Genomic DNA, 23,735 nt, shown 5'->3' with positions numbered 1-23,735 from the left:
CCAAAACCCCTGATCGCACTGCGGTCGGGGGTTTTGTCTTTTTCAGCCCACTATTTTGACCGCAAAAAAAGCGGCCGATAGAGGCCGCCTTGTGATTCGCATGGGGTCAATCCCCGGTGTATTCGCAACCGCTGGTGCAGGTTTCGTGAATGCGGACCTTGCTCAGCTCAGGCAACAGCGGTTTGAGCTCCCGCCAAATCCAAATAGCCAGGTTCTCGCTGGTAGGGTTTTCCAAGCCCGGAATATCGTTAAGGTAATTGTGGTCAAGGCGCTCATAGATCGGCTTGAAGATCGCCTTTATCTCGGAAAAGTCCCGTATCCAGCCGGTGTGAGGGTCGACCGGGCCGGACAAGTGAATGCCTATGCGAAAGGAGTGGCCATGCAGCCGCCCGCACTTGTGGCCGCTCGGGACGTTCGGCAGTTTATGTGCCGACTCGAAAGTGAACTCCTTGAAAATTTCCACGCCACTGGTACCCGTTCAAAATCAAAACGCAATCTTACCAGCATCAGCCCCAGACGGCGCGGCTGGCCGAATTCAGCTTCGTTTAAGCGCCACCCGCTACTTTGATAACCTGTGTTCCATGCCGGTGGGCACCAAGTGATGGGGCGAATGCCTGAACGACAAGGGGAGCCTTGATGTCTGGAGTGCGTGCGGTTTGCCTGCTGATGGCTCTGATTCCCTGGGGTGGGGCCACGGCTCATGACCTCAGCCAGGATGAAGCGCTCCGTCTGCGTCAGCAGGGGGTGATACTGCCGTTGGACCAGCTCACTGCCAAGGCTATTGCGCGCTATCCCGGCGCCGTGCTGCTGGAAGCGGAACTCGAGCAAGAGCACGGCCGTTATGTTTATGAGATCGAGGTTCTACTGCCCAGCGGCCAAGTTCGGGAGCTGGAGTTCGACGCAGTAAAGGGCGATCTGCTCGAAGACAAGGAAGATGACTGAATGCGTGTGCTGCTGGTAGAAGATTCGGTGCCGCTGGCAGATGAGCTGCTTGCCCTGCTAAACAGGAAAAGCTACGCCGTGGACTGGCTCAGCGACGGCCGCGATGCCCTTGCCCAGGGGCAGATCGAACCCTACGACTGCATTGTGCTGGACCTTGGCTTGCCGGGCCTTGCGGGGCTGGAGGTACTCACCCAGTGGCGCGCTGCGGGGGTGAACACGCCTGTACTTATCCTGACCGCTAGAGGCTCGTGGGCCGAGCGTATCGAAGGGCTGAAAGCCGGTGCTGACGATTACCTCGGCAAGCCCTTCCACCCGGAGGAGCTGCTGTTGCGGATGCAGTCGCTTATGCGCCGCTCCAAGGGTTTACCCAACCATCCGCAGCTACAGGCCGGTGGCCTTGCGCTCGATGAGGCCACCCAAACCGTGGTCAACGGGGAGGAGGGCATCGCCCTTACCGCCGTTGAGTTCCGGCTGCTACGTTACTTCATGCTCCACCCTGGGCAGATCCTGTCTAAAGGCCAACTGGCAGATCATCTATACGACGGGGAAACCGAGCGTGACTCCAACGTGCTCGAGGTTCACGTCAATCACCTCCGGCGCAAACTCGGCAGGGAGGTGATCGAAACCCGCCGTGGCCAAGGCTATCGCTTTGGCAGCAATCAGGCATGAAGTCCCTCCAGGCCCGGTTGAGCGTCGGCCTGCTCAGCGTCTTGGTCATCGGCGGATTGATCTTCGCTCAAGTGGGCCTCTGGCTGTTCGAAAGTGGGATCGAACGCTATTTGGAGAGCAACCTGCGCAGCCAGAGCGAAACCCTGCTGCTTGCTTTGGTGCGTACCCCCGAAGGCGTGAAGCTGGCGGATGAGCGCCTGTTGCCAGCCTATCAGCGCGCGTTCTCCGGGTATTACTTTCAGATCGACCTCGGCGACCACCAGCTGCGCTCGCGTTCCTTATGGGATGCGCAATTACCGCAACCAGGCTCGCCTGGGTTGAGCCGGATGGCTGCGCCAGGCCCAGACGGCCAGCAGGTGATTGTGCTCCGTACCGACTACCGCCGCCTGGGCACGACCCTGTCCATTACCGTCGCCCAGGATTACACCCCCATCCGCGACAGCTTTGCGCGCTTGCGCCAATGGGGCTTGGCCGTTGGAGCCTTGCTACTAGTAGCGCTCCTGGGCTTGCAACGGATGATCGTGACCCGCGCGCTGCGCCCGCTGGAAGCCGCCAGGGCGCAGTTGGCACAGTTGCAGCAAGGCCAGCGCGCCCAGCTTCAGCTGGCGGTGCCGTCGGAGCTGGAGCCGCTGATCACGCAAATCAATCACTTGCATGCACATACCGAGGACAGCCTGAAAAAAGCCCGCACCGCCCTGGGCAATCTTGGGCATGCCTTGAAAACCCCACTTGCCGTCTTGTTCAGCCAGGCCAACAGCGTTCGGTTAGAGGCTGACCCCGCGTTGCGCGCGACCCTGCTCGAACAGCTGGGCCAGGTTCAATCCAGGCTAGACAAAGAGCTCGCCCGGGCACGGCTGGCTGGTGATGCCTTGCCTGGCACACCCTTCGATTGCGCTGCTGAGCTTCCTAGCCTGTTCGCCACATTGCGCGCCATACATGGGGAGCACCTGCAACTGGGGTGGACCTGCCCGCCGACCCTAGTGCTGCCCTGGGACCGTGAAGACATGCTGGAGCTGCTCGGAAACCTGTTGGACAACGCCGGAAAATGGGCCGACAGCCAGGCGCGTCTGACGATCAAGGAAAGCCTGGCTGGTTATCGGCTGCGCATTGAAGATGACGGCCCTGGTATTCCGGCCGACGCGCGCGAGCAGGTGTTGGCCCGGGGGGAGCGCCTGGATGAGCGAACTCGCGGCCATGGCCTGGGGCTTGGCATCGTGCGCGATATCACCGACGCCTGCCATGGCCGCCTTACATTGCTCGAGAGCCCGCTCGGCGGGCTGCAGGTAGACGTCGAATTGCCCCGCCGCAAGCTAAGCTCAACTTCTACCGAGCTCGGCCGATAAGTCGATATCCTATTCTGCCTGTGAGAAATTCCATGCGCCTTAGCTTGAAGGGCAAGGTCCTGTCCCTCGCCGTCGTGCCTGTAGTGCTTTTCGCGCTGATCATTAGCTTGTGCACCCTGTGGATCCTGCGCCAGCAAGCAGCTCAAGAGATTCAAGAAACCCGCGATCGCTATATCACCGACGCGCGTGCATCGCTGCAGACCTATGTGGCAGTGGCCATGGGCACGGTCAAACCTATCTATGATGCTGCGGCCCCCGCCGACCAGGCCGCACGGGCGCAAGTGATCAAAATGCTGTCCCAGGTGGCCTACGGCAAGGATGGTTACTTCTTCGGCTACGACTCCAACGCCGTGCGGCTGTTCAAGGGCAATAGCAGTGACGGGGTAGGGCAGAGCTTTATCGATGCCCGTGATCCTAATGGTGTTTATGTCAACCGCGAGCTGGTCAACGTGGGTAAGAACGGCACCCACTACGTCAGCTATTCCTCCAGCTTGCCTGGCACGCAGACCTTGGTACCCAAGCTCGCCTATACCGAATACCTGCCCAAGTGGGACATGGTCATCGGCACGGCGGTCAACCTTGACGGTATCGACGCGCGGCTGGCGCAAGTTCGTGAAGACGTACACGCACGCACCATCGACATGCTGCTGAGTATCGTAGGCATCGCCGCGATCGTACTGGCAGTCATCGCATTCGTTGGCTGGCTGTTGGCGCGTAACATCCTACGGCCGCTGCTGCTGATGAAACAAAGCCTGGACGACATCGCTGCAGGCGAGGGTGATCTTACCCGCCGGTTGCCGGTCACCAGCCAGGATGAGCTGGGCGAGCTGGCCGGTTCGTTCAACCGCTTTGCCGAGAAGATTCACGGCCTGGTGCGACAGATCGCCAATATGACCGGCGAGTTCACCGGGTTGGTCAGTGAAGTGGCCGACCAGGCCCAGCGCTCGGAGCGTGCCATGGAGCGTCAGCGGCAAGAGACCGATCAGGTCGCGACTGCGGTGAACGAAATGTCTGGCGCTGCGCAGGAAGTGGCTCGCAGCGCTCAAGGCGCGGCCGCGGCAGCTCAGGAAACCGACGAAGAGGGTCGCCAGGCCAGGCAAGTGGTGGACGGCAGCGTGACGCAGATCCACTCGCTGGTAGCTGACATCCGCTTGAGTGGCAATTCCCTCGACACCCTGCAAAACGACGTACGCGCCATCGTCGGCGTGCTGGGGGTTATCCGCTCCATTGCCGAGCAAACCAACCTGCTCGCGCTCAACGCCGCGATCGAGGCCGCTCGGGCGGGCGAGGCTGGCCGTGGCTTCGCTGTGGTTGCCGATGAGGTTCGCGCGCTGGCGAGCCGCACCCAGCAAAGCACCCAGGAAATCCAGGGGATGATCGACCGCCTGGAGAAGGGCACGCGCGAGGCCGTCGAGGCGATGCGGCGTTCCAGCGATGCCGGGGAGGGTACCAGCGTACGCGCCACGGAAGCCGGCCGGTCGCTGGATGCCATGGGCGAGCTGATTGCCACCATCCGCAACATGAACGCGCAGATTGCGACTGCCGCCGAGGAACAGACAGCCGTGGTAGAGGAAATCAACCGCAGCGTTCATCAGATTGCCGGCGCGGTGGATCAGGTTGCCGATGAAACTCGCCACGGTGCTGAAACCTCGCGCAAGCTCGCCGCGCTGGGCCAAGGGCTCGGTCGGTTGGTGGCGCAGTTCCGTATCTGACACTCGCGATCAGAGGGCACTTACCCGCGCCCGATCGGACTAACCTTCAGGCGTTCCACGAGGAGCGCTGAAGCTTAGCCGACATGGAACGCGCATGAACGAAACAAACCTGCATTACAAGACACTGCTCGTGTTGCTTGTAATGGTCACTCTCGCTTTTATCTGGATTCTTCTCCCGTATTACGGCGCTGTGTTCTGGGCGGTGATCCTGGGCATTCTCTTCGCGCCGCTGCAGCGCCGGTTGGCACAACGCTATAAATGGTCGCGCAATGCAACATCCCTGGCCACGCTGGGGATCTGCATGCTGGTGGCCGTTCTGCCGGTGATCGTGATCAGCGCGCTACTGGTGCAGGAAGGCACCAGCCTCTACACCAGCATCCAAAGCGGCGAACTAGACGTAGCGGCCTATGTCAGCCATTTCAAACATGCCCTCCCGGCTCCCGCGCAGCATTTGCTCGATCGCCTCGGCATGGGCAACCTCAACGGGCTGCAAGACACCATCACTAGCCGGGCCATGAAAGGCAGCGAAGCCTTGACTTCCCAAGCCTTCAGCTTCGGCCAAGGTACTCTGGATTTCATCGTCAGCTTCGGCGTCATGCTCTACCTGGTGTTCTTCTTCCTGCGTGACGGGCCGGACCTGGTGCGCAAGATCCGCCTGGCTGTGCCCTTGGCGGAACACCAGAAACGGCGGTTGCAGTTGAAGTTCACCCGGGTGGTCCGGGCCACTGTGAAAGGCAACATGTTGGTGGCGATTTCCCAAGGTGCCTTGGGCGGGCTTATTTTCTGGATACTCGACATTCCCAGCGCGCTGCTGTGGGCAGTGTTGATGGCATTTCTTTCATTATTGCCGGCAGTAGGCGCGGGTATAGTATGGGCGCCGGTAGCGGCTTACTTCGTGCTCGACGGCGAAATGTGGCGCGGCGTGGTCCTCGCGCTCTACGGCGTGTTCGTGATCGGCCTGGTCGACAACGTGCTTCGGCCAATCCTGGTTGGCAAGGACACCAAGTTGCCCGACTACCTGGTACTGATTTCCACCCTTGGCGGGCTGGCGGTGTTCGGCCTCAACGGGTTCGTTATAGGGCCTCTGGTCGCCGCGCTGTTTGTGTCGACCTGGAGCATATTCGTCGGCAATCGCCCCACCATACAATTGCCCCCCGACCTGCAGCGGTGACCGCCTGATAGACCGATCGAGCGCTTCGCCGGTGGCGGGCGTTTCGATTTGTACATATGAGCGGTGCCCATGCCTGACCCGATTCCCCTAAAGGACCACGACAAGGAACAACGCCTGGTCAATGGCCGCCTGGTCGCCTGCGCGATCCTGGTAATCGGGCTGGCCCTGGCGTTGGTGGGGCGGCTGTACTTTCTGCAGGTCGTGCAGTACGACTACCACTCGACCATCTCTGAAAACAACCGCGTACATGTGCTGCCGATCCCGCCTGAGCGTGGCCTTATCTATGACCGCAATGGCGTGGTGCTCGCCGACAACCGCCCCAGCTTCAACCTGACGCTGACCCGTGAGCGGGCCGGGGATACCGGCCAGGTGCTCGACAGCCTGGCGCGGATTCTCCAGCTGTCGGAAGAGCAGCGCCGCCAGTTCGATAAAGACCTGCGCCGCGCTCGGCATCCGTTCGAGCCGGTCACCCTGATGTACGAACTCACTGAAGACCAGATCGCGCTGATCGCGGTCAATCAGTTCCTGCTACCCGGCCTGGATGTGGAGGCGCAGTTCGTTCGCGAATACCCGCTTGGCGAACAGTTCGCCCATTCCCTGGGCTACGTTGGGCGCATCAACGAGGCGGAAGCCAAGGTCCTCGACCCGGTGGAATACCGCGGCACTCAATCGGTCGGCAAGACCGGCGTCGAGCGATTCTATGAAAGCGCGCTGCATGGCCATGTGGGGTTCGAGGAAGTCGAGACCAATGCCCAGGGGCGGGTGATGCGAGTGCTGCGCCACACAGACCCGGTGGCGGGCAAAAGTATTACCCTGACCCTCGACGCCAAGCTGCAGCAGGCCGCGGAAAAAGCCCTCGATGGCCGCCGTGGCGCCATTGTGGCGCTGGACCCGCAAACCGGGGACGTGCTGGCCATGGTCAGCGAGCCCAGCTTCGATCCCAACCTGTTCGTAACGGGCATCAGCTATAAGCAATACACCGCCCTGCGCGATTCCCTGGACCGACCGCTGTTCAACAGGGTGCTGCGCGGGCTCTACGCCCCGGGCTCCACCATCAAGCCGGAAGTGGCGGTCGCTGGCCTGGACAGCGGGGTCATCACGGCCTCGACCCGGGTCTTCGACCCCGGTTATTACGAGCTGCCTAACTACGATCACAAGTACCGGAACTGGAACCGCAGCGGTGATGGCTGGGTGGACCTTTACGCCGCGATCATGCGCTCCAACGACGTGTATTTCTACGAAACCGCCCACCGCTTAGGGATCGACCGCCTGCACGACTACCTCAGCCGGTTTGGGATTGGTCAGAAGGTCTCGCTGGACATGTTCGAAGAAGCGCCGGGGCTGATGCCGTCCGAACAGTGGAAGCGCGCTACCCGGCGCCAGCCATGGTTCCCAGGTGAAACCCTGATCCTCGGGATCGGCCAGGGTTATATGCAGGTCACCCCCCTGCAGCTGGCCCAGGCTACTTCGCTGATCGCCAGCAAAGGGGTATGGCACCGGCCGCACCTGGCCGCCACCATCGGTGGCGAGCCGCCCGTGGACCAGAACCCGATGCCCAACATCGTGCTGCGCGATCCCGGCGAGTGGGAACAGGTCAACCGTGGCATGCAGGCGGTGTTGCACGACCCGCGTGGCATCGCCCGGCAATCGGCGGTGGGTGCGCAATACCGCATCGCGGGCAAGAGCGGTACGGCCCAGGTGGTCGCCATTCGCCAGGGCGAGCGCTATAACCGCGAGCGCACCCAGGAACGCAATCGCGACAACGCGCTGTTCGTAGGCTTCGCCCCAGCAGAGAACCCGAAGATCGTGGTCGCGGTGATGATCGAAAACGGCGAAGCCGGTGGCCGTGTCGCCGGCCCCGTGGTGCGTGAGGTGCTCGATGCCTGGCTGTTGGACCAGGACGGTCACCTCAAGCCGCAGTACGCCAGCCCCGCCCTCCCAACGAAGCCGCCGGCTACCTGAGAGCCGGCTACACTCGTTGCAGTATTTCGATCCACCGTTTCGATCAAACCGTTCGAATCTACCCGTTTTTACTTGGCTTCTGGCTGTGCGAAGTTCATGGGTCCGCGCCAGTCCGGCGCGTCACACTAAGGAGCGTCTCTGTGGCTAAAGTTCTTGTTCTGTATTACTCCTCTTATGGGCACATCGAAGCCATGGCAAGCGCCATCGCCGAGGGCGCTCGCAGCGCCGGTGCAACCGTGGATATCAAACGGGTGCCCGAAACCGCGCCGGCGGAAGTCGCCCAGGCCGCTCATTTCAAGCTCGACCAGGCGGCGCCGATCGCCAACGTTCAGGACTTGGCCAACTACGACGCCATCATCCTCGGCAGCCCTACCCGGTTCGGGCGGGTGAGCAGCCAGATGGCGGCCTTCCTCGACCAAGCCGGCGGGCTGTGGGCCAAGGGCGTGCTCAATGGCAAGGTCGGCGCGGCGTTCACCTCTACTGCCAGCCAGCACGGCGGTCAGGAAACCACCCTGTTCTCGCTGATCACCAACCTGCTGCACTTCGGCATGGTTATCGTCGGCCTGCCTTATAGCCACCAAGGCATGATGAGCATGGACGAGATCGTCGGCGGCGCGCCCTACGGCGCCACCACGATCGCCGCCGGCGACGGCTCCCGGCAGCCAAGTGAAATCGACCTGGCGGGTGCCCGTCACCAAGGCGAACTGGTCGCCAAGACTGCCGCCAAGCTGTTCAGCTGACCCAGGGCGCGCTCAGCTCGAGCGCGCCTGACTTGCCAGGAGTTCTGCCATGTACTCGCATATCATCGTCGGCGCGCGGGATCTCACCTTGATGGGGCGATTCTATGAGCGTGTGCTTGCTGAAATCGGCCTCGAGGTGATGGCAGACGAAAACGATGGCGGGCCTCCCGGCAAGGGATGGCAGCGGCCGGGCCAGCGTTGGCCACAGTTTTTTGTGCAATTGCCCTTCAACGGCCAGCCGGCAGCACCCGGCAACGGCACGCAGGTGAGCTTTGCCTGCGACAGCCGCGAGCAGGTAGACGCCGCCTGGGCTGCCGCGCTGGCCAACGGCGGCAGCGACGAAGGTTCGCCCGGCGTGCGAGCGCGTTATGCCCCGGATTACTACGGTGCTTATTGCCGGGACCCTGAAGGCAACAAGCTGTGCTTCGTACATGCGGTAGGCCTCTAGAGGAAGCCACCGGCACCGGCAACGTTCGCGGGCTTCGCCGGATGGCCGGCTCCCCTTCCTATAGAGGTTGGAGGTGATGGATGTGGCACTGACACCAGGCTACCCACCTGATATCCCCCGAGGCCAAGGGCCAATTCCGGCCAAGCCAGCCCAATAAAAAACCCCGCCGGCAATGCCAGGCGGGGTTTTTTCATTGCCGGAAGGCGTTAGCCCATCAGGTGAAGTCCTGCGTGTTGCACCAGGTCCACCAGCGGCTGCGGATACACCCCGAGCACGAAGGCAAGGATGGCGATGGCCAGCAGCATCACGCCGCCGGTACGTTGCTCCCAGTTCATCGGGGCATCGTGGCGTGGAATGCTCGACTCCATCAGGTAGAGCGTCACCATCACCCGCAGGTAGTAGAACAGGCCGATGGCGCTACCCAGCACCAAGGCGCCGACCAGCCACCAAAGGTGAGATTCAACCCCAGCCGCCATGATGTAGAACTTGCCGATAAAGCCCGCGGTGAGCGGAATGCCGGCCAGCGACAACATCATCACGGTGAGGACGGCAGTGAGGTACGGGCGGCGCCAGAACAGGCCGCGGTACTCGTACAAGGCATCCGCGTCACGGCCGTTGTAAGGCGAGGACATCAAGGTGATCACCCCGAATGCACCCAGGCTGGTGATCACGTAGGTGGCCAGGTACACGCCGATGGCTTCTACCGCCAGGCCCTTGCTGGCCACCAGGGCGATGAGCAGATAACCGAAGTGGGCGATCGAGGAATAACCGAGCAGCCGCTTGAGGTTGGTCTGGTTCAGCGCCAGCAGGTTGCCGACCACGATCGACGCCACGGCGATGACGCTCAGCACCTGGGTCAGCACGCCGCTGGTGGCGGCAGGGGAGAGCTGGAACAAACGCACCACCACGGCGAACACGGCCACCTTGCTCGCGGTGGCCAGGAACGCCGCGACGGGTGCCGGAGCACCTTCGTACACGTCCGGCGTCCACAGGTGGAAAGGTACCAGCGACAGCTTGAACGCCAGGCCCACCAGCATCATGCCAAGCCCCAGCTGCGCCAGCAGGCTGGGCATGCCGGTTGCCGCCAGTGCAGCGCCGATACCGGCGAAGTTCAGGGTGCCGGCATCGGCGTACAGCAACGCCATGCCGAACAGCAGGAACGCGGAGCCGGCCGCCGAGAGCACCATGTACTTGATGCCGGCCTCCAGGGAGCGCTTGTTGAAGTAGGCATACGCCACCAGGCCGTAGACGGGCACCGACAGCAGCTCCAGGCCGATGAACAGCGAAGCCAGCTGTTGTGCGCACACCAGCACCAGGCCACCGGCGGCAGCCAGCAGGATCAGTAGGTAGAGCTCTTCACGGTTGCCGGGGTAGCCCGAGCCGGCATCGCCCAGGTAGGCGTGGGCGAGGGTCACGCACGCCAGGGTCGCGATGAGGATCAACGCCATGTAGAGGCAAGCGAAGTTGTCCACCTGCAGTAGTGTGGTCACGCTCAGCGGGGTGATCTTGAGCACTGGCAGGATCGACAGCAGCGCCAGGTTCAACCCCGCGCACGACAGCAGGAAGGTTTGCGAATGGTTGCGGCGCCAGGCGATGGCCAGCATCACCACCACGATGGTGACGCTGGTGATCAGCAGCGGCGCCAGTGCCAGAAAATGTTGAGAGGTCAGTTCCATTACAGGTTACCGGGCCGATGCAAGTTGAGAGAAAGCCGAGCCGAACCAGTGCTGAACGCCGGCCATGGTGGCCGCGGAGGTGTCCAGGATCGGTTGCGGATACACGCCCAGCAACACCAGCAGCACCGCCAGGAGCAGGATCATCGCCAGCTCACGACCGTCCATGCCATGCAGGAGGGTGTCGGACTTGGCAGGGCCGAAATACGCGCGGTGGATCATGATCAGTGCATACACCGAGCCGACCACCAGGCCGAAGGTGGCGATGGTGGTGACCCATGGCGCCACGGCGAAGCTGCCCAGCAGGATCAGGAATTCGCCGACGAAGTTACCGGTGCCTGGCAAGCCCAGGGACGCGGCGGCGAAGAACAGGCTGATGGCGGGCAGGTAGGTGATGCGCGACCACAGGCCGCCCATTTCGCGCATGTCGCGGGTATGCAGGCGTTCGTACAGCTGGCCGCTGAGGATGAACAGCGCCGCGGCGGAGAGGCCGTGGGCGACCATCTGCACCACCGCGCCTTGCAGGGCTTGCAGGCTGCCGGAGTAGATGCCGATGAGCACGAAGCCCATGTGCGACACGCTCGAATAGGCGATCAGGCGCTTGATGTCGGTTTGCGCGAAGGCCAGGAAGGCGCCGTAGAAGATGCCGATAAGGCCCAGGCCCATGGCAATGGGTGCGAATTCCGCCGAGGCGTGTGGGAACAGCGGCAGGGCAAAGCGCAGCAAGCCGTAGGCCGCGGTTTTCAGCAGGATACCGGCCAGGTCCACGGAACCCGCGGTCGGCGCCTGGGCGTGGGCATCCGGCAGCCAGGAGTGCACCGGCACCACCGGCAGCTTCACGGCGAACGCCACGAAGAAGCCCAGCATCAGCAGGTACTCGGTACCGGCTGGCAGGTGTGCCTTGAGCAGGTCGCTGTAGTTGAAGGTGATCACGCCAGTGGTGTTGTAGTTCACCAGCACCAGCGCCAGGATCGCCACCAACATGATCAGGCCGCTGGCCTGGGTGAAGATGAAGAACTTGGTCGCCGCGTAGATCCGCGTGCGCTTGCCATCCGCCGAGCTATGACCCCAGAGCGCGATGAGGAAGTACATCGGCACCAGCATCATTTCCCAGAAGAAGAAGAACAGGAACAGGTCCAGCGCGAGGAACACGCCGATCACGCCGCCGAGGATCCACATCAGGTTGAGGTGGAAGAAGCCTACGTGGCGCTGGATCTCTTTCCAGGAGCAGAGCACCGAGAGCACGCCGAGCAGGCCGGTCAGCAGGATCATCAGCAGCGACAGGCCATCGAGCGCCAGGTGCACGCTGATGCCGAAGCGCTGAATCCAGGCCAGCTTGAATTCCACCGCCCAGACCGGGTCGGCGCCCGGCGCCGGGGCCAGCGAATAATCGCCTTGGGACCAGAGCCAGAGGCCCAGCGCCAGTTCCAGGGACATGGTCAGCAATGCGATCCAGCGGGGGAGGGTGGCGCTCGAGCGCTCAGCCATCCAGCACAGAAGGCCGCCGATGAAGGGAATCAGGATCAGCCAAGGCAGAATCATGACGGGTTCGTTTCCTTTCGCAAATTCGCAAGGTTCATAGTCAGGCAGCCATTACCACGGCGCCCAGCACCAACACGGCGCCGAACGCAAGGGAGGCGGCATACCAGCGCAGCTGGCCGTTCTCGGTGCGGCTCATGGCAGCGTTGCCGCCCTTCACCAACCGAGGCACCAGGCCGATGCCACGGTCCATCGGATCCCTGCGCAGCACGTGGCTGATCCACAGATAGGGTTTGACGAACAGCTTGTCGTAGATCCAGTCGAAGCCCCAGGCCGCGAACCACCAGGCCGACAGCAAACGGCCAGGGCCACTGTTGGCGATGGCGGTGGCCACCCGGCGCTTGCCCAGGAACAGCAAGGCCGAGAGCAGGATGCCCGCCAGTGCGATCGCGCCGGAAGCGATTTCCAGGCTGTGCTTGGCTTCACCGCCGGCATGGCCCGCGCTTTCCGGCAGCACGCCAGCCAGCGGTGGGTGAATCCAGGCACCGATGAAGGTCGACAGTACCAGCAGCACGCCCAGCGGCAGCCAGTGAGCGATGCCGTGGCCGGCGTGCGCTTCGGTCTTGGCTTCGCCGTGGAAGGCAATGAAGATCAGGCGGAAGGTGTACAGCGAGGTCATGAAGGCACCGACCAGGCCGGCATACAGCAAGCCATTGTGGCCACTGGCGAAGGCTTCCCAGAGGATCTCGTCTTTCGAGTAGAAGCCTGCGGTCAGGATCGGCAATGCCGACAGGGCCGCGCCGCCGACGATGAAGCTGGCATAGGCCAGCGGCAGCTTCTTCCACAGCCCGCCCATCTTGAAGATGTTCTGTTCGTGGTGGCAGGCGACGATCACCGCGCCCGAGGCCAGGAACAGCAGCGCCTTGAAGAATGCGTGGGTCATCAGGTGGAAGATCGCGCCTTCCCATGCACCCACGCCCAAGGCCAGGAACATGTAGCCGATCTGGCTCATGGTGGAGTAGGCGAGGATACGCTTGATGTCCGTCTGCACCAGCGCGGCGAAGCCGGCCAGTACCAGGGTCACGCCGCCGACGATGCCCACCAGGTGCAGGATGTCCGGCGCCAGGGCGAACAAGCCGTGGGTACGAGCGATCAGGTACACGCCCGCGGTCACCATGGTGGCCGCGTGGATCAGCGCCGAGACCGGGGTAGGGCCGGCCATGGCGTCCGCCAGCCAGGTTTGCAGCGGCAGCTGAGCGGATTTACCGACCGCGCCGCCCAGCAGCATCAGCGTGGCCAATACGATCCAGAAATCGCCGACCTTGAAATGCTGAGGCGCGCGCACCAGCAGCTCCTGGATGTTCAACGTGCCCAACTGGTGGAACAGGATGAACATGCCGATGGCCATGAACACGTCGCCGATGCGGGTGACGATAAAGGCCTTGAGCGCGGCGTTGCCGTTGTTGCGGTTGCCATAGTAGAAGCCGATCAGCAGGTAGCTGCACAGGCCCACGCCTTCCCAACCGAAGTAGATGAACAGCAGGTTGTCGCCCAGGATCAGGAACAACATGCTGGCAATGAACAAGTTGGTGTAGGAGAAGAACCGCGAGTAGCCCTCTTCACCGCGCATGTACCAGGACGCGAACAGGTGGATCAGGAAGCCCACCCCAACCACTACCCCCAACATGGTCAGCGACAGGCCGTCCAGGTAGAGGGTGAAGCTGGGCTTGAAGCCATCCACCGACATCCAGGTCCACAGCACTTGGGTGAACACGCCGCCGGCGGGCGGGGCGACGTTGAACTGCCAGATGGTATAAGCCGCGACCACCGCCGACAGGCCAATGGAACCGACGCCGATCAGCGCCGATGTGTTTTCCGAAAAGCGCCCGCGGGAGAACGACAGCAGCAGGTAGCCCAGCAGGGGAAAGACGAAAGTCAGGAAGAGTAGGTTCATCCGCGCATCTCACTGGCAGCGTCGATATCGAGCGTATGGAAGCGGCGATACAACTGGATCAGGATCGCCAGGCCAATGCTGGCCTCGGCGGCGGCCAGGCTGATCACCAGGATGAACATGATCTGCCCGTCCGGTTGTGCCCAGCGGCTGCCAGCCACGATGAACGCCAGTGCCGAGGCATTCATCATGATTTCCAGGCTCATCAGCACGAAGAGAATGTTACGGCGGACCAGCAGGCCCACCAGGCCGAGCACGAACAGCACACCGGCGACGGCCAGGCCGTGTTCAAGAGGAATGGCTGGCATGGGTTACTCCTTCGCCTCGTTGCGGCCAATGTGGAAGGCCGTGATCGCCGCCGCCAGCAGCAGCATCGAGGCCAGCTCCACGGCAAGCAGGTAAGGGCCGAACAGGCTGATACCGACGGCCTTGGGGCCGATGGTGGTTTCGCCCACGGGAATGTTGCCCGGGCCGGAGAACAGCACGTACATCAGCTCCAGCAACAGCAGGGCGGCCAGCAACATCGGGCCTGCCCAGATGCCGGGCTTGAACCACTCCCGTTCCTGGTGGGCCGAGGCCGTGCCCAGGTTGAGCATCATCACCACGAACACGAACAGCACCATGATGGCGCCGGCGTAGGCGATCACCTCCAGCACGCCGGCGAAGGGCGCGCCGAGGGCGAAGAAGGTCATGGCCACGGCGATCAGCGAAATGATCAGGTAAAGCAAGGCATGGACCGGATTGGTCCCGGTGATGACCCGGAGGGTCGCCAGCACCGCAACGCCAGAGGCGAAATAGAACGCGAATTCCATCTTTGTTCCTTAAGGCAGCAGGCTCTTCACGTTGATCGGCTCGGCTTCGTTCTGCGCGGCGCCTTTCGGCTTGCCGGCCACGGCCATGCCCGCGACGCGATAGAAGTTATAGTCCGGATTCTTCCCGGGGCCGGAGATCAGCAGGTCATGCTTCTCATACACCAGGTCCTGGCGCTTGTAGTCGGCCATTTCGAAGTCCGGGGTCAGCTGGATCGCCGTGGTCGGGCACGCCTCTTCGCACAAGCCGCAGAAGATGCAGCGCGAGAAGTTGATGCGGAAGAACTCGGGATACCAGCGGCCGTCGCCAGTCTCGGCCTTCTGCAGGGAAATACAGCCCACCGGGCAGGCCACCGCGCAGAGGTTGCAAGCCACGCAGCGCTCTTCGCCGTCGGGGTCGCGGGTGAGCACGATACGGCCGCGGTAGCGAGGGGCCAGGTAGACCTCCTCTTCCGGGTATTGGAGGGTGTCACGCTTGCGGAAGCCATGACCGAAAATCATGATCAGGCTGCGTAGCTGGGTGTAGGTGCCATGTACCACATGGCCGATGTATTTGAACATGACGCGTATCCTCAAGCACCGGCCGGCGTGTTCAACAACACGATCGCGGCCGTTACCAGCAAGTTGATCAGGGTCAGCGGGAGGCAGAACTTCCAGCTGAAATCCATCACCTGGTCATAGCGTGGGCGTGGAATGGACGCCCGCAGCAGGATGAACAGCATGATGAAGAAACAGGTCTTGAGGGCGAACCACAGGAAGGGCACCTGCGGCAGGATGTCGAACGGGCCGTGCCAGCCGCCGAAGAACAGGGTCACCAGCAGCGCCGACACCAGCACGATGCCGATGTATTCACCCACGAAGAACATGCCCCATTTCATGCCGGCATACTCGATGTGATAACCATCGGCCAGTTCCTGTTCCGCTTCTGGCTGGTCGAAGGGGTGACGGTGAGTCACGGCGACGCCAGCGATGAAGAAGGTACAGAAACCGAAGAACTGCGGAATGATGAACCACAGGTTCTGCGCCTGGTACTCAACGATGTCGCGCATGTTGAACGAGCCCGCCTGAACGATTACGCCCATCAGCGCCAGGCCCATGAACACTTCGTAGCTCACCGTTTGCGCGGAGGCCCGCAGGCTGCCGAGCAGGGCGTACTTGTTGTTGCTCGACCAACCGGCGAACAGCACCGCATACACCGACAGGCCCGCCATGGCGAAGAAGAACAGCACGCCGATGTTCAGGTCCGCCACGCCCCAGGTGGGGGTGATCGGAATCACCGAGAAGGCGATCAGCAGGGCGCTCATGGCCACCACTGGCGCCAGGGTGAAGATCACCCGATCGACGAAAGGCGGGTTCCAGTCTTCCTTGAAGAACATCTTGAGCATGTCCGCGGCGATCTGGAACATGCCGAACGGGCCAACCCGGTTGGGGCCGTAGCGGTCCTGCCACCAGCCCAGCAGGCGCCGTTCCACGAAGCTGAGCAGCGCGCCGCAGACCACCACGGCGAGCAGGATGACGATGGATTTGACCACCGACACGATCACGTCAATCACTTCAGGCGTGAACCAGGTCATTGTGCTGCCTCCTGCAAACCTTCAACGGGCTGGCCGCCAAATGCCGGCGGAATGCCCGCCAGGCCCTTGGGCAACGCCACCAGGCCCGCGGCCAGTTGTTCATCCACCCGCAGCGGCAGGCGCAGCTCCACGCCGGCCACGTTCAGGCTGAGCAGCGCGCCGTCGTTGACCCCAAGGCGGTCGGCCTCGGCCTTGGCCAAGGCCACGTAAGGGCTGGGAATGCGCGTGGCCACTGGCGCGGCGCGGGATGACATCTCTTCGCTACCGAACAGATGATAGTAAGGTACGGCCGTCCAGGTGCCGCGCGCCGGTGCAAAGGCAGCCGGGATGCGGGTGAACCAGGCGAGGCCGTCGCCACGGGTTTCGATCAGGCGTACGCCAGGGTCGCCGGCGCGCAGGTGACCGCCGACCTCGTCCTGGAACTTGTTCCACGCTTGCGGTGAGTTCCAGCCCGGGGACCAGGCGAACGGCACTTGCTGACGGGGTTCCTTGCTGCCCGAATAACCTTCCATCGAGAACGAGAACGCGCTGTCCACATCTTGGCTGGCACGCGGCTCGTGCACGCTGATGTTGGCGCGCATGGCGGTACGGCCGGAGTAACGCAGCGGTTCGCGCGCCAGCTTCAACCCCTTGATGCGGAAAGCCGCGGAAGGCGCTGCCTCGACGATGCGTGCCAGCTGCGGCGCGCTCGCCGCGCAGGCTGCGGTGACGTGATCCAGTTGGGTCCAGTCCACCTTGCGGTCAAGCAGGGTCGCGCGCAGGGCATGTAGCCAGCGCCAGCCTTCATGGGTGAAGTTTTGCGGATCGAGGTAATTAGGATCGAACACCTGGAAGAAGCGCTGGGCTCGGCCTTCCTGGCTGACCAGGGTGCCGTCACCCTCGGCGAAGCTCGCCGCTGGCAGGATCAGGTCCGCACGCTCGGTGGTCGCGGTCTGCTGGTGATCGGCGACAATCAACACCTTGGCCGCGGCCAGGGCTGCATCGACCTTGGCCTTGGGCGCACGGGCATACAGGTCGTTTTCCAGCACCACGATGGCGTCGGCACGGCCTTCGATCACCGCATCCAGCGCGGCATCCAAGGATTCGCCGCCCAACATGGCCAGGCCCAGGCTGTTGGCCTCGGGCACGATCAGGCTCAGGGAGCCCGCCTTGGCACGCAGGGCCAGGGCCTTGGCGATGTTGGCGGCCGCCTCGATCAGTGCGCTGGAAGCCAGCGACGTGCCGGACACCACCAATGGGCGCTTGGCGGCGACCAGGGCGTCGGCGATGCGCTGGGCCAGGCCAAGGGCCTCTTCGTCCAGGCCGGTGACGGCCGGGGCGCTGGCATCGATCGCGTGGGCCACGGCGAAGCCCAGGCGGGCCAGGTCTTCTGGCGAGGCATGCACGCATTCCTCGGCGATGTCGTCGAGTTTGGTGTCGGTCAGGCTGGCGATGAACAGCGGGTACATCTCATGCTGGCCGATGTTCTTCACGGCGGCGTCCAGCCAGGGTTGCACGCGCATGGCTTCGGCCATCGCCTCGGCCTTGCCCTTCACCGACTGGCGCAGGGCGAGGGCCATGCGGGCGGCGGTTTGAGTGAGGTCTTCACCGAGCACGAACACGGCGTCGTGGTCTTCGACTTCGCGCAGGCTCGGGATCGGCAGCGGGCTGTTGTTGAGCACGTTCAGCACCAGGCGGATGCGGCTCAGCTCGCCGGTTTCGATGCCGGTGTGGTACCAGTCGGCGCCAACCAGCTCGCGCAGGGAGTAGTTGCTCTCCAGGCTGGCGCGTGGGGAACCGATCCCCACGATGGTACGGCCACTGAGCAGCTGCGCCGCTTTGTCCAGCGCGGCGTCCACGCCCAGCATGGCGCGGTCCTGGCCAAGCATCGGGTGCTTGGGGCGGTCCTTGCGGTTCACGTAGCCGTAGCCAAACCGGCCACGGTCGCAGAGGAAGTAATGGTTCACCGAGCCGTTGTAGCGGTTTTCGATCCGCCGCAGCTCGCCATAACGCTCGCCGGGGCTGATGTTGCAACCGCTGGAGCAGCCATGGCAGATACTCGGGGCGAACTGCATGTCCCACTTGCGGTTGTAGCGCTCGGAGTGGGTTTTGTCGGTGAACACGCCCGTTGGGCAGACTTCGGTGAGGTTGCCGGAGAACTCGCTCTCCAGCACGCCGTCTTCCACGCGGCCGAAGTAGACGTTGTCGTGGGCGCCATAAACGCCCAGGTCGGTGCCGCCGGCGTAGTCCTTGTAGAAGCGCACGCAGCGGTAGCAGGCGATGCAGCGGTTCATCTCATGGGAGATGAACGGGCCCAGGTCCTGGTTCTGGTGGGTCCGCTTGGTGAAGCGATAACGGCGCTCGTTGTGGCCAGTCATGACCGTCATGTCTTGCAGGTGGCAATGGCCACCTTCTTCACACACCGGGCAGTCGTGGGGGTGGTTGGTCATCAACCACTCGACCACGCTGGCGCGGAAGGCCTTGGATTCTTCATCGTCGATGGAGATCCAGGTGTTGTCGGTGGCAGGCGTCATGCAGCTCATGACGATACGGCCGCGCTTGTCGTTTTCGTCGTTGTATTGCTTGACTGCGCACTGGCGGCAGGCGCCGACGCTGCCCAGCGCCGGGTGCCAGCAGAAATAAGGAATGTCGAGGCCGAGGGACAGACACGCCTGTAACAGGTTGTCTGCGCCATCGACTTCGAGCGCTTTGCCGTCTACGTGGATAGTGGCCATGGTTCAAAGGTCTTCGTTGGCCCGGTCGCCCGGGCGTGGCTAATGGAAATCTTGTTCTGTGCCTGGCGCATCGCGTTCACAGGCAGGGGCGGGGCAAGGCCGCCGCCCTCACATCAATCAGGCTCCAGCAGGGATTGGCCGTGGTTGACCGAAGCCCGGTGCCAGGTTCGCCGCTCCCACGGGGGCGATGCCGGCCTCGAACTCTTCCCGGAAATACTTGATGGCGCTGCCCAGCGGCTCGACCGCCCCTGGCGCATGCGCGCAGAAGGTCTTGCCGGGGCCGAGGAAGCCGACCAGGCCCAGCAGGGTGTCGATGTCGGCCTGGGTGCCCTGACGGTTCTCCAGCGCGCGCAGCAGCTTGACCGACCACGGCAGGCCATCCCGGCAAGGGGTGCAGAAGCCACAGGATTCGCGTGCGAAGAACTCTTCCATATTGCGCAGCAGCGACACCATGTTGACGGTGTTGTCCACCGCCATGGCCAGGCCGGTACCCATCCGCGTGCCGACCTTGGCGATGCCGCCGGCATACATCTGCGCCTCGAGGTGTTCCGGCAACAGGAAGCCGGTACCGGCGCCGCCTGGCTGCCAGCACTTGAGCGTGTAGCCGTCGCGCATGCCGCCGGCGTAGTCCTCGAACAGTTCACGGGCGGTCACGCCGAAGGGCAACTCCCACAGGCCGGGGTTCTTCACCTTGCCGGAGAAACCCATCAGCTTGGTGCCGTGGTCTTCGCTGCCTTCGCGGGCGAGGCCCTTGTACCAGTCGATGCCATTGCCGACGATCGCTGGCACATTGCACAGGGTTTCTACGTTGTTGACGCAGGTGGGCTTGCCCCAAACGCCGACAGCCGCGGGGAAGGGCGGCTTGGAGCGTGGGTTGGCGCGGCGGCCTTCGAGGGAGTTGATCAGCGCGGTTTCTTCACCGCAGATGTAACGCCCGGCGCCGGTATGCACGAACAGCTCGAAGTCGAAGCCGCTGCCCAGGATGTTCTTGCCCAGCAGGCCCGCGGCCTTGGCTTCCTCGACCGCGCGGTTGAGGTGGCGGGCGGCGGTGGTGTATTCGCCGCGCAGGAAGATATAACCGCGGTAGGCCTTCAGCGCCCGGGCGCTGATCAGCATGCCTTCGATCAGCAGGTGTGGCTGCTGCTCCATCAGCATGCGGTCTTTCCAGGTGTTGGGCTCCATTTCATCCGCGTTGCACAGCAGGTAGCGGATGTTCATGGATTCGTCCTTGGGCATCAGCCCCCACTTCACCCCGGTGGGGAAGCCCGCGCCGCCCCGGCCCTTGAGGCCGGAGTCCTTCACGGTCTGGACGATTTCGTCCTGGGACAGCTGGGCCAGCGCTTTGCGGGCGGCGGTGTAGCCGTCCTTGCGCTCATATTCTTCGAGCCAGATCGGCTCGCCATCGTCGCGCAGGCGCCAGGTCAGCGGGTGGGTTTCGGCGGCTCGGGCGATGGTGTTAGCGGGGCCAAATGAAGTGAGGGTCATACGTAGGCCTCCAGCAAGCGGCTGACGCCGTCGGGCTTGACGTCGCCAAAGGTGTCGTCGTCGATCATCAGTGCCGGGGCCTTGTCGCAGTTGCCCAGGCAGCACACCGGCAGCAGCGTGAAGCGGCCGTCCGCGGTGGTCTGGCCCAGGCCAATGCCGAGCTCGCGCTGGATCTGCGAAACCACCGATTCGTGCCCGCCGATGTAGCACACCATGCTGTCGCATACGCGGATGATGTGGCGGCCGACCGGCTGGCGGAAGATCTGGCTATAGAAGGTGGCTACACCTTCGACGTCGCTGGCGGGGATGCCGAGGATCTCGCCAATGGCGTAAAGGGCGCCGTCCGGGACCCAGCCACGCTCCTTCTGCACGATCTTCAAGGCTTCGATGGAAGCCGCGCGAGGGTCTTCGTAGTGGTGCAGTTCGTGCTCGATGGCCGAGCGCTCGGTCTCGCTCAGGGCGAAACGATCAGTTTGGATAAGCGTACTGTTCATGCTTAACGGTCCACATCGGCCATGACGAAGTCGATACTGCCCAGGTACGCGATCAGGTCGGCGACCATGCTGCCGCGGATCACCGAAGGGATCTGCTGCAGGTGCGGGTAGCTGGGGGTACGGATACGGGTACGGTAGCTCATGGTGCCGCCGTCGCTCGTCAGGTAATAACTGTTGATGCCCTTGGTCGCCTCGATCATCTGGAAGGACTCGTTGGCCGGCATGACCGGGCCCCACGAAACCTGCAGGAAGTGAGTGATCAGGGTTTCGATATGTTGCAGCGTGCGCTCTTTCGGCGGCGGCGTGGTCAGCGGATGGTCCGCCTTATACGGCCCTTCCGGCATGTTGCGCAGGCACTGGTCGATGATCCGGATGCTCTGGCGCATCTCTTCCACGCGCACCATGCAGCGGTCGTAGGCGTCGCCATTGGCGGCCAGCGGCACTTCGAAGTCGAAGTTCTGGTAGCCCGAGTACGGCCGCGCCTTGCGCAGGTCGAAGTCACAGCCGGTGGAACGCAGGCCGGCGCCGGTGACGCCCCATTCCAGCGCTTCCTTGGTGTTGTAGGCGGCAACGCCGATGGTCCGGCCCTTGAGGATGCTGTTATGCAAAGCGGCCTTGGTGTACTCGTCCAGCCGCTTGGGCAGCCAGTCGACGAAGTCTTTCACCAGTTTGTCCCAGCCGCGTGGCAGGTCGTGGGCAACGCCGCCGATGCGGTACCAGGCCGGGTGCAGGCGGAAGCCGGTGATCGCTTCGATCACCGTGTAGGCGCGCTGGCGGTCGGTGAAGGTGAAGAACACCGGGGTCATGGCGCCCACGTCCTGGATGTAGGTTCCCAGGAACAGCAAGTGGCTGGTGATGCGGAAGAACTCGGCCAGCATCACGCGGATGGTGTTGACCCGGTCCGGCACCACGATGCCGGCGAGCTTTTCCACCGAGAGCACGTAGGGCAGGTTGTTCATCACCCCGCCCAGGTAGTCGATGCGGTCCGTGTAGGGAATGTAGCTGTGCCAGGACTGGCGCTCGCCCATCTTCTCGGCACCACGGTGGTGGTAGCCGATGTCTGGCACGCAGTCGACGATTTCTTCGCCGTCCAGCTGCAGGATGATCCGGAACGCACCGTGGGCGGAAGGGTGGTTCGGGCCCAGGTTGAGGAACATGAAGTCTTCGTTGGCGGTGCCGCGTTTCATGCCCCAGTCTTCCGGGCGGAAGCGCGCGGCTTCTTCCTCGTGGGCCTGCTTGGCCAGGCTCAGGCTGTAGGGGTCGAACTCGGTGGCGCGGGCAGGGTAGTCCTTGCGCAGCGGATGACCTTCCCAGGTCGGCGGCATCAATACGCGGCTAAGGTTGGGGTGGCCGGTGAAGGTAATCCCGAACATGTCCCACACTTCACGCTCGTACCAATTGGCGTTGGGCCAGATGCCGGTCACGCTGGGGAGGTTCAGGTCGCCTTCGCTCAAGGCCACCTTAATCATCACGTCGCTGTTTCGTTCTATCGATAGCAGGTGATAGAACACAGTGAAGTCGGCGTCGGGCAAGCCACGGCGCTGGGTGCGCAGGCGCTCGTCGACGCCGTGCAGGTCATACAGCATCGAGTAGGGCTTGGGTACGTTACGCAGGAAGCTCAGCACTTCCTTGATTTGCGCCCGGGCGACCCAGAGCACGGGCATGCCGGTGCGGGTCTGCTGCGCAGAGAAACTCTCGGGGCCAAAGCGGTTGGTCAATTCGACGACCACATCCTGGTCGTCAGCCTTGTAAGGCGGGATATACAGAGCGGTGTCCGCTGTTGTCATGGTGTCGGTCGCTTTCGCTTTCGGTCAACGTAAAGAATGAAGGCCAAGCGCGCCCCACTCGTAAGCCGAGCAGGGTGAGCCTTGGATCAAACTTCGTCTGGGCTGCGCAGGTTGGTGACCTGGATACGCTGTTCGCGGCGCAGGTCTTTCTGGGACGGCATCTCGGCGCGATAAACGCCTTGGTCGCCGACCACCCAGGACAGCGGCCGCCGTTCCTTGCCGATCGATTCCTGCAGCAGCATCAGGCCCTGCAGGAACGCCTCCGGACGCGGCGGGCAGCCGGGCACGTAGACGTCAACCGGGAGGAATTTGTCCACGCCCTGCACCACCGAATAGATGTCGTACATGCCACCGGAGTTGGCGCACGCGCCCATGGAGATCACCCACTTGGGTTCGAGCATCTGTTCGTAGAGGCGCTGAATGATCGGCGCCATCTTGATGAAGCAGGTGCCCGCCACCACCATGAAATCCGCCTGGCGAGGAGAAGCCCGGATCACTTCGGCGCCGAAGCGGGCAATGTCGTGAGGCGCGGTGAACGCCGTGGTCATTTCCACGTAGCAGCACGACAGGCCGAAGTTGTAGGGCCACAGCGAGTTCTTGCGGCCCCAGTTGACCGCACCGTTCAGTACGTCTTCGAGCTTGCCCATGAAGACGTTGCGGTGCACCTGGTCGGCGAGCATCTCGTCATCGACGATGCCCTGTTTGCCCAGGGGATAACGCTGTTCCGGATCCAGCGGAGCATCCGGGTCGATCTTGGTAAGGTTGTATTGCATTGCCAAAGC

21 protein-coding genes are annotated in these 23,735 nt (G+C 63.1%); 8 read left to right on the top strand and 13 right to left on the bottom strand.

Going from position 1 to position 23,735, the window contains the following annotated elements; genetic code table 11:
• Positions 1–106: 106 nt before the first annotated feature.
• A complete protein-coding gene (gene queD, locus OGL93_RS16315; RefSeq protein WP_263263846.1) occupies positions 107–463 on the bottom strand; it encodes a 6-carboxytetrahydropterin synthase QueD in 357 nt (118 codons plus the stop codon).
• Between the two features lie 173 nt (positions 464–636).
• Here queD and OGL93_RS16310 point away from each other — a divergent pair, with 173 nt between their 5' ends.
• The 8 genes from OGL93_RS16310 to OGL93_RS16275 all read left to right on the top strand — a co-directional run bounded on the left by OGL93_RS16310 (position 637) and on the right by OGL93_RS16275 (position 8,987).
• Positions 637–942: a PepSY domain-containing protein gene (locus OGL93_RS16310; protein WP_263263845.1), complete on the top strand. Its 306-nt coding sequence runs from the start codon at positions 637–639 to the stop codon at positions 940–942.
• Complete coding sequence (locus OGL93_RS16305; protein WP_263263844.1) at positions 943–1,611, top strand: response regulator transcription factor; 669 nt, start codon at positions 943–945, stop codon at positions 1,609–1,611.
• A complete protein-coding gene (locus OGL93_RS16300; RefSeq protein WP_263263843.1) occupies positions 1,608–2,954 on the top strand; it encodes a sensor histidine kinase in 1,347 nt (448 codons plus the stop codon). The genes OGL93_RS16305 and OGL93_RS16300 overlap by 4 nt, the downstream gene beginning before the upstream one ends.
• 32 nt (positions 2,955–2,986) lie before the next feature.
• The gene (locus OGL93_RS16295) at positions 2,987–4,666 is read left to right on the top strand and encodes a methyl-accepting chemotaxis protein (RefSeq protein WP_263263842.1); all 1,680 of its coding nucleotides are present in this window, start codon (positions 2,987–2,989) and stop codon (positions 4,664–4,666) included.
• A gap of 94 nt (positions 4,667–4,760) precedes the next feature.
• The gene (locus tag OGL93_RS16290) at positions 4,761–5,837 is read left to right on the top strand and encodes an AI-2E family transporter (protein ID WP_263263841.1); all 1,077 of its coding nucleotides are present in this window, start codon (positions 4,761–4,763) and stop codon (positions 5,835–5,837) included.
• A 69-nt stretch (positions 5,838–5,906) separates the two neighbouring features.
• Positions 5,907–7,799, top strand: a complete 1,893-nt coding sequence (gene mrdA, locus OGL93_RS16285; RefSeq protein WP_263263840.1) for a penicillin-binding protein 2 — start codon at positions 5,907–5,909, stop codon at positions 7,797–7,799.
• A gap of 140 nt (positions 7,800–7,939) precedes the next feature.
• A complete protein-coding gene (wrbA, locus tag OGL93_RS16280; protein WP_263263839.1) occupies positions 7,940–8,539 on the top strand; it encodes an NAD(P)H:quinone oxidoreductase in 600 nt (199 codons plus the stop codon).
• A gap of 49 nt (positions 8,540–8,588) precedes the next feature.
• Positions 8,589–8,987, top strand: a complete 399-nt coding sequence (locus OGL93_RS16275; protein ID WP_263263838.1) for a VOC family protein — start codon at positions 8,589–8,591, stop codon at positions 8,985–8,987.
• 206 nt (positions 8,988–9,193) lie between these two features.
• On the opposite strand, the gene nuoN is transcribed toward OGL93_RS16275, so the two are convergent.
• The 12 genes from nuoN to OGL93_RS16215 all read right to left on the bottom strand — a co-directional run bounded on the left by nuoN (position 9,194) and on the right by OGL93_RS16215 (position 23,726).
• Positions 9,194–10,663: an NADH-quinone oxidoreductase subunit NuoN gene (nuoN, locus tag OGL93_RS16270; RefSeq protein WP_263263837.1), complete on the bottom strand. Its 1,470-nt coding sequence runs from the start codon at positions 10,661–10,663 to the stop codon at positions 9,194–9,196.
• A 6-nt stretch (positions 10,664–10,669) separates the two neighbouring features.
• Positions 10,670–12,202 carry an NADH-quinone oxidoreductase subunit M gene (gene nuoM, locus OGL93_RS16265; protein WP_263263836.1) on the bottom strand — a complete coding sequence of 511 codons (1,533 nt, stop codon included), beginning with the start codon at positions 12,200–12,202 and terminating at the stop codon, positions 10,670–10,672.
• A 40-nt stretch (positions 12,203–12,242) separates the two neighbouring features.
• The gene (gene nuoL, locus OGL93_RS16260) at positions 12,243–14,093 is read right to left on the bottom strand and encodes an NADH-quinone oxidoreductase subunit L (RefSeq protein WP_263263835.1); all 1,851 of its coding nucleotides are present in this window, start codon (positions 14,091–14,093) and stop codon (positions 12,243–12,245) included.
• A complete protein-coding gene (nuoK, locus tag OGL93_RS16255; RefSeq protein WP_181117782.1) occupies positions 14,090–14,398 on the bottom strand; it encodes an NADH-quinone oxidoreductase subunit NuoK in 309 nt (102 codons plus the stop codon). The genes nuoL and nuoK overlap by 4 nt, the downstream gene beginning before the upstream one ends.
• 3 nt (positions 14,399–14,401) lie before the next feature.
• Positions 14,402–14,902, bottom strand: coding sequence for an NADH-quinone oxidoreductase subunit J (gene nuoJ / locus OGL93_RS16250; protein WP_040263820.1), 501 nt, complete (start codon positions 14,900–14,902; stop codon positions 14,402–14,404).
• A gap of 9 nt (positions 14,903–14,911) precedes the next feature.
• The gene (gene nuoI / locus OGL93_RS16245; protein WP_263263834.1) at positions 14,912–15,460 is read right to left on the bottom strand and encodes an NADH-quinone oxidoreductase subunit NuoI; all 549 of its coding nucleotides are present in this window, start codon (positions 15,458–15,460) and stop codon (positions 14,912–14,914) included.
• An 11-nt stretch (positions 15,461–15,471) separates the two neighbouring features.
• The gene (gene nuoH, locus OGL93_RS16240; protein WP_263263833.1) at positions 15,472–16,473 is read right to left on the bottom strand and encodes an NADH-quinone oxidoreductase subunit NuoH; all 1,002 of its coding nucleotides are present in this window, start codon (positions 16,471–16,473) and stop codon (positions 15,472–15,474) included.
• Positions 16,470–19,187, bottom strand: a complete 2,718-nt coding sequence (gene nuoG / locus OGL93_RS16235; protein WP_263263832.1) for an NADH-quinone oxidoreductase subunit NuoG — start codon at positions 19,185–19,187, stop codon at positions 16,470–16,472. Before nuoG ends, nuoH begins: the two co-directional genes overlap by 4 nt.
• A gap of 117 nt (positions 19,188–19,304) precedes the next feature.
• Complete coding sequence (nuoF, locus tag OGL93_RS16230) at positions 19,305–20,672, bottom strand: NADH-quinone oxidoreductase subunit NuoF (protein WP_263263831.1); 1,368 nt, start codon at positions 20,670–20,672, stop codon at positions 19,305–19,307.
• The gene (gene nuoE / locus OGL93_RS16225; protein ID WP_263263830.1) at positions 20,669–21,166 is read right to left on the bottom strand and encodes an NADH-quinone oxidoreductase subunit NuoE; all 498 of its coding nucleotides are present in this window, start codon (positions 21,164–21,166) and stop codon (positions 20,669–20,671) included. Before nuoE ends, nuoF begins: the two co-directional genes overlap by 4 nt.
• A gap of 2 nt (positions 21,167–21,168) precedes the next feature.
• Positions 21,169–22,953: an NADH-quinone oxidoreductase subunit C/D gene (gene nuoC, locus OGL93_RS16220; RefSeq protein WP_263263829.1), complete on the bottom strand. Its 1,785-nt coding sequence runs from the start codon at positions 22,951–22,953 to the stop codon at positions 21,169–21,171.
• Positions 22,954–23,039: 86 nt separating this feature from the next.
• The gene (locus tag OGL93_RS16215; RefSeq protein ID WP_263263828.1) at positions 23,040–23,726 is read right to left on the bottom strand and encodes an NADH-quinone oxidoreductase subunit B; all 687 of its coding nucleotides are present in this window, start codon (positions 23,724–23,726) and stop codon (positions 23,040–23,042) included.
• Positions 23,727–23,735: the final 9 nt, after the last annotated feature.

Origin of the sequence: Pseudomonas sp. RIT-PI-S (genome assembly GCF_025642975.1) — a bacterium.
Lineage (GTDB): Bacteria > Pseudomonadota > Gammaproteobacteria > Pseudomonadales > Pseudomonadaceae > Aquipseudomonas.
The sequence above is the reverse complement of the archived record's forward strand: the minus strand, read 5'-3'. Positions and strand labels throughout refer to the sequence as shown.

Bases quoted from the DNA above. Each gene is read 5' to 3' on its own strand.
- nuoC (WP_263263829.1), bottom strand. From the start codon at position 22,953: ATGACAACAGCGGACACCGCTCTGTATATCCCGCCTTACAAGGCTGAC.
- nuoJ (WP_040263820.1), bottom strand. From the start codon at position 14,902: ATGGAATTCGCGTTCTATTTCGCCTCTGGCGTTGCGGTGCTGGCGACC.
- mrdA (WP_263263840.1), top strand. From the start codon at position 5,907: ATGCCTGACCCGATTCCCCTAAAGGACCACGACAAGGAACAACGCCTG.
- OGL93_RS16275 (WP_263263838.1), top strand. From the start codon at position 8,589: ATGTACTCGCATATCATCGTCGGCGCGCGGGATCTCACCTTGATGGGG.
- OGL93_RS16295 (WP_263263842.1), top strand. From the start codon at position 2,987: ATGCGCCTTAGCTTGAAGGGCAAGGTCCTGTCCCTCGCCGTCGTGCCT.
- nuoE (WP_263263830.1), bottom strand. From the start codon at position 21,166: ATGAACAGTACGCTTATCCAAACTGATCGTTTCGCCCTGAGCGAGACC.
- OGL93_RS16290 (WP_263263841.1), top strand. From the start codon at position 4,761: ATGAACGAAACAAACCTGCATTACAAGACACTGCTCGTGTTGCTTGTA.
- OGL93_RS16215 (WP_263263828.1), bottom strand. From the start codon at position 23,726: ATGCAATACAACCTTACCAAGATCGACCCGGATGCTCCGCTGGATCCG.
- nuoG (WP_263263832.1), bottom strand. From the start codon at position 19,187: ATGGCCACTATCCACGTAGACGGCAAAGCGCTCGAAGTCGATGGCGCA.
- OGL93_RS16305 (WP_263263844.1), top strand. From the start codon at position 943: ATGCGTGTGCTGCTGGTAGAAGATTCGGTGCCGCTGGCAGATGAGCTG.
- OGL93_RS16310 (WP_263263845.1), top strand. From the start codon at position 637: ATGTCTGGAGTGCGTGCGGTTTGCCTGCTGATGGCTCTGATTCCCTGG.
- nuoI (WP_263263834.1), bottom strand. From the start codon at position 15,460: ATGTTCAAATACATCGGCCATGTGGTACATGGCACCTACACCCAGCTA.
- nuoK (WP_181117782.1), bottom strand. From the start codon at position 14,398: ATGCCAGCCATTCCTCTTGAACACGGCCTGGCCGTCGCCGGTGTGCTG.
- nuoM (WP_263263836.1), bottom strand. From the start codon at position 12,202: ATGATTCTGCCTTGGCTGATCCTGATTCCCTTCATCGGCGGCCTTCTG.
- nuoH (WP_263263833.1), bottom strand. From the start codon at position 16,473: ATGACCTGGTTCACGCCTGAAGTGATTGACGTGATCGTGTCGGTGGTC.
- nuoF (WP_263263831.1), bottom strand. From the start codon at position 20,672: ATGACCCTCACTTCATTTGGCCCCGCTAACACCATCGCCCGAGCCGCC.
- nuoN (WP_263263837.1), bottom strand. From the start codon at position 10,663: ATGGAACTGACCTCTCAACATTTTCTGGCACTGGCGCCGCTGCTGATC.
- OGL93_RS16300 (WP_263263843.1), top strand. From the start codon at position 1,608: ATGAAGTCCCTCCAGGCCCGGTTGAGCGTCGGCCTGCTCAGCGTCTTG.
- nuoL (WP_263263835.1), bottom strand. From the start codon at position 14,093: ATGAACCTACTCTTCCTGACTTTCGTCTTTCCCCTGCTGGGCTACCTG.